Source organism: Nonomuraea zeae (assembly GCF_005889725.1).
Classification (GTDB): Bacteria; Actinomycetota; Actinomycetes; order Streptosporangiales; family Streptosporangiaceae; genus Nonomuraea; species Nonomuraea zeae.
In genome coordinates, this window is the sequence record NZ_VCKX01000543.1 from 1 (window position 1) to 3,819 (window position 3,819).

Annotated in this window: 6 protein-coding genes and 1 pseudogene; 6 read left to right on the plus strand and 1 reads right to left on the minus strand. The window is 64.1% G+C overall.

The window, feature by feature from the left end:
- Positions 1–201 precede the first annotated feature (201 nt).
- Both ETD85_RS60780 and ETD85_RS67820 read left to right on the plus strand, forming a co-directional pair.
- Positions 202–1,023, plus strand: coding sequence for an ATP-binding protein (locus ETD85_RS60780; protein WP_206059619.1), 822 nt, complete (start codon positions 202–204; stop codon positions 1,021–1,023).
- Positions 1,020–1,388: pseudogene (locus tag ETD85_RS67820) on the plus strand (TniQ family protein); the annotation flags it as partial. The gene ETD85_RS60780 and the pseudogene ETD85_RS67820, both read left to right, overlap by 4 nt.
- On the opposite strand, the gene ETD85_RS66525 reads toward ETD85_RS67820, so the two are convergent.
- Positions 1,359–1,586, minus strand: coding sequence for a hypothetical protein (locus tag ETD85_RS66525; RefSeq protein WP_240780154.1), 228 nt, complete (start codon positions 1,584–1,586; stop codon positions 1,359–1,361). The pseudogene ETD85_RS67820 and the gene ETD85_RS66525 overlap by 30 nt on opposite strands.
- Positions 1,587–1,803: 217 nt before the next feature.
- Between ETD85_RS66525 and ETD85_RS66530 the strand changes: the two genes are divergently transcribed.
- The 4 genes from ETD85_RS66530 (at position 1,804) to ETD85_RS67825 (ending at position 3,586) form a co-directional block, all read left to right on the plus strand.
- The gene (locus ETD85_RS66530) at positions 1,804–2,016 is read left to right on the plus strand and encodes a hypothetical protein (RefSeq protein WP_240780155.1); all 213 of its coding nucleotides are present in this window, start codon (positions 1,804–1,806) and stop codon (positions 2,014–2,016) included.
- 235 nt (positions 2,017–2,251) lie between these two features.
- A complete protein-coding gene (locus ETD85_RS60790) occupies positions 2,252–2,518 on the plus strand; it encodes a hypothetical protein (protein WP_138698853.1) in 267 nt (88 codons plus the stop codon).
- 256 nt (positions 2,519–2,774) lie between these two features.
- Positions 2,775–3,164: a hypothetical protein gene (locus ETD85_RS60795; protein ID WP_138698854.1), complete on the plus strand. Its 390-nt coding sequence runs from the start codon at positions 2,775–2,777 to the stop codon at positions 3,162–3,164.
- A gap of 155 nt (positions 3,165–3,319) precedes the next feature.
- A complete protein-coding gene (locus ETD85_RS67825; protein ID WP_138698855.1) occupies positions 3,320–3,586 on the plus strand; it encodes a hypothetical protein in 267 nt (88 codons plus the stop codon).
- The last annotated feature ends 233 nt before the right edge of the window (positions 3,587–3,819 follow it).

Genomic DNA, 3,819 nt, shown 5'->3' on the forward strand with positions numbered 1-3,819 from the left:
GTCGGCGCCTGCACTCGGCGCTCGGCTACCGGCCACCCCTGGAGGTTCTCAACGAGGCCCTTTCAACCCCAGCGGCCGCATAGGCTGCACTCATAACACGGCTGTCCGGAATCACCGTGGCCCCTCAAACGGGACGCGCTGAACGATGATCAGCGCTCCTCCTACAGCGACACACGCATCACCTATCACTCGGAGCTGGCCGTGGTGGCCACCTCCACCGTTCGTGAGGTCGCCAAGCAAGGGCGCCTGCTCACCCAACTGAACCGGCGAGAGACCAGTGCCCGCCGCGGAATGATCGTCTCTGGGCCTTGGACGACAGGCAAAAGCACCGCGATCAAGCAGCTGGGGCGCACACACGAGCTGATGGCCCGCGATCGCCATCCGGGTCGTCGAGAGCGCATCCCGGTCGTCTACGAGACGACCCCGCCAAAGGGGTCGCCGCGCAAACTGGCCATGGAATTCGCGCGCTTCCTCGGCTTGCCTTCGATCAAGAGATCAGCCAACACCACCGACATCGCCGACGCCGTCTGCCAAATTCTCATCGAGGCCCGCTGCGACCTGGTCCTGGTCGATGAGATCCACAACCTCAACCTCGCCACCAGCGCGGGCGAGGACATGTCCGATCATCTGAAGTACTTCACCGAGCACCTGCCCGTCACCTTCGTCTATGCGGGCATCAACGTTGAGCGCGAGGGACTGTTCACCGGGGTGCGCGGCAAACAAATCGCCGGTCGCTGCGTCCTCATCAACAGCCGCCCCTTCCCCTACCAGGCCGAATGGAACGGACTGGTCGCCGCTATGGAAGGCGAGCTCCGCCTCCATCACCACAAGCCCGGCGCTCTCGTGGGGCTTTCCAAATACCTGCACCGCCGGACCGGCGGCATGATCGGCAGCTTGTCGCACCTGATCCGAGCCGGAGCCATCACCGCCATACAGGACGGCACCGAGGCTGTTACCCGCAAGCTTCTGGAGGAGATCCCGGTCGACCACGCTGCCGAGTCCGAGGGCGGCGACGCGACATGATCTCACCACCGGTCTTCATCTCCTGGAAGGCCCCGCCTTTGCAGCTCCTGCCGCGGCGGCCGGCGCCGATCCTGGATGAAACCCTGGATTCCTATCTGAACCGTCTCGCAACGGCCAATCATCTCGAGCCGTCCTCGCTACGCGAGCTCCTGAGCGGCAGCAGGCTCAAGAGCGTCCCTGTTCCTCCTCACAGGCTGGCCCGCCTCACCGGCTATCCACAACGATCGCTACGCTACGCGATCTTGGAGCTCTGCACCCCCGACGAGCTCGGAAGCATGAAACTCGACGGGCGGCCGCGGCCTGGTGAAGCTCATCAATGTCGCAGCTTCTGCGGATCATGCCTCCTCAAGCATGACGTGAGCCCGAACAACGGCAGTCCTGTCCGCTGGCATCACTTTGAAGACGTGATCTGCTGGCGGCACCGACGCTGGATCGCCTTCAGCGGCGAAACTGCCGAACCACAGCCGCGACTTCATCACGTTGAGGACGTTCTCCACGCCAACCGTCAGCATCGCAGGCTGTGTCGGCGTTATGGCCGAAAGGCCCTCATGACCGCCTTTCACGACGCGGACTACATCTTCTCCAGTTGGACAAGCGCGGGACGCCATCAAGAGCGCTTCGGCAAGCGCATGGTCACTCTGGCAGGTCAGGACTGGAAGCTGACAACGAACCAACACGGCCCGGCGCAGGCAGCAGGACGTTACCCCCCAGGTCGTTGCCCTCACCCGTCTGCTTGTCATGCCTGTCTGGCGAGCCCTCGCCCTGTCGCGGAGGCCAGGCATGATCTTCAGCGTCGAGCCGGCCCTCCTCGCGGAGATCCGGCGAACGGTCGCCCGCGACTATGCCAGGCCAGGCCAGAATTGGAGCGCTTTTCGAAGCGACGCGCTTTATCTATGGATTGAGAACGAGCGCAAGAACGCCGCGATGCTCCTTCGCCAGGCTAAGACCGCGACGAAGAAGGACGCATGGTCCCCTGGCCTCGCAATTTCGTAATCACTAGCAAGACAGCTTCGAGTGCACGGCCGCAGGTGGCTGCCGCCCAGCTGGTTCGTTTACGATCATCAAACCATTGTTCACGACGATCAGCCGGAGGCCACATGTTAGTCAGCGGTTCACGTTCGAAAGCCTTGGCGTTCGTCGGCGTCCTCACAGCCGCGGTCGTCGTGATAGCGGCAATCGTGGCCTTCCGCGGCACCGACGCCAGCGATTCATCCGCTCGACGGCAGAGATGGAGGCGTTCGCCCGCACAATGAAGGACGGCGACCGACTCGGCCCCCGCACCGTCGGCGGGATGGACTTTGAGGAGGTCCGCCGCGAGCACGGCGTCGTCGTCTTCCGACAAGGCGAGGCGTTGGCCAGCCCCTACGGCTACGCTTGGAGTCCGCAGGGCGATCCAGCTCCAATCCGCGAGGACATGGAGTGGTCGGAAGACCACATCAATCACTATTTTGAGCACCTAGAGGGCGCCTTCTACTCCTGGCAGGGAAGGCGCTGACACGCAGCCGGACCCCAGGCGAGGGACCAGACGCAGTGCCTGCCACAGCCGCGTTGAGCACCGCAGCCTTCCATGATCACGCGCCAGGCGATCTGAGACATTCGACCTGCCACGCCATGATCCTGAGACGGCCATCACCCTGAATGTCTCAGTCGCCTTGGCGTCCACCAGGTCACACCTTCTCCCGCACGCCAACTCAATTGAGAAGGGACACGTGCCGCCCATGCAAGCAGACTGCTCCAGGATGGTGTTAGGGGTGTTCGGCGGGACTCTCGCCCTGTTACTCGCTTTCGGCATCGCTCTGGTGGGAGGCGGGGACCCCCGGTCGCCGACGGCTGGCTCGCCGGCGGCCAGTGACCTACCCAGCATCCTTTCGAACGCGGCCGAGCCGGAACGGATCTTGGCCGGAGATCGGGCCGATTTCCTGGCGACGTTGAGTGCCATCGATCCGCAGCTCATAGTCGATCAGGAAAGCACGGTGCACTACGGCATCAGCACGTGCCTGGACATCCTGGAGGGCGCCGACGACGGCGAGCCGGGACTTGTGGAGAAACGGGTGCGCCTCCGGTTCGAGCGCGGAGGCTCCGACGTTAGCCCGAGCCAGGCAATGAAGATCGTGAAGGCCGTCAATGTGTGGTGCCGCTAGAGAGTCAGCCGTTGCCGGGCGCCCGACGCGTGATCAGGTGCGCAGCCGGGATGGTTAGTCTTTCGCCAGGCTTGATCATATGCACAAAAGCGCCTTCTGGCTGGAAGGAATGGGTCGAGAGTCCCGTCCACGCCAGTTCAGAGGGCACTTTTCACGTGAAGGATATCGCCTCCCACGGCAAGATCGCCGCATCCGCCGACGGTACCGGGCTCGTCCCCCATTCGGGTGCGCTGCTGCTCCTCGACACGCTGCGAGTCACCGGCCGGCGTCCCTCACACGCGGTACATGACCACGGCAAGATCGTGGCCGGCCCGGCCGTCAGCCTCGCCCTCGGCGGCGACTGCCTGGCCGGCATTGCGGTGCTGCGCGCCCAGAGCGATCTGTTCGGACCGTCGCCTCCGACCCAACTGTCTCCCTCTTGATCACCCGGCTCGCCCGCGATCAGACCAATGCGATCACGGCCATCCGCGCGGCCCGCGCCGCCGCCTGCGACTGATCCGGGTGGATGACTTCGAAGTCCGGTTCCCGTGAACCGCCCCGAGTTTGATGGAGACCTCAGCGGTTGATGGTCAGGGCATCGTTGGGCTGGTGTTGAGCGTAGTAGATCGCCTCGAATTCCTCAGGTGGAAGGTGTCCGATGGCCGAGTGCAGGCGG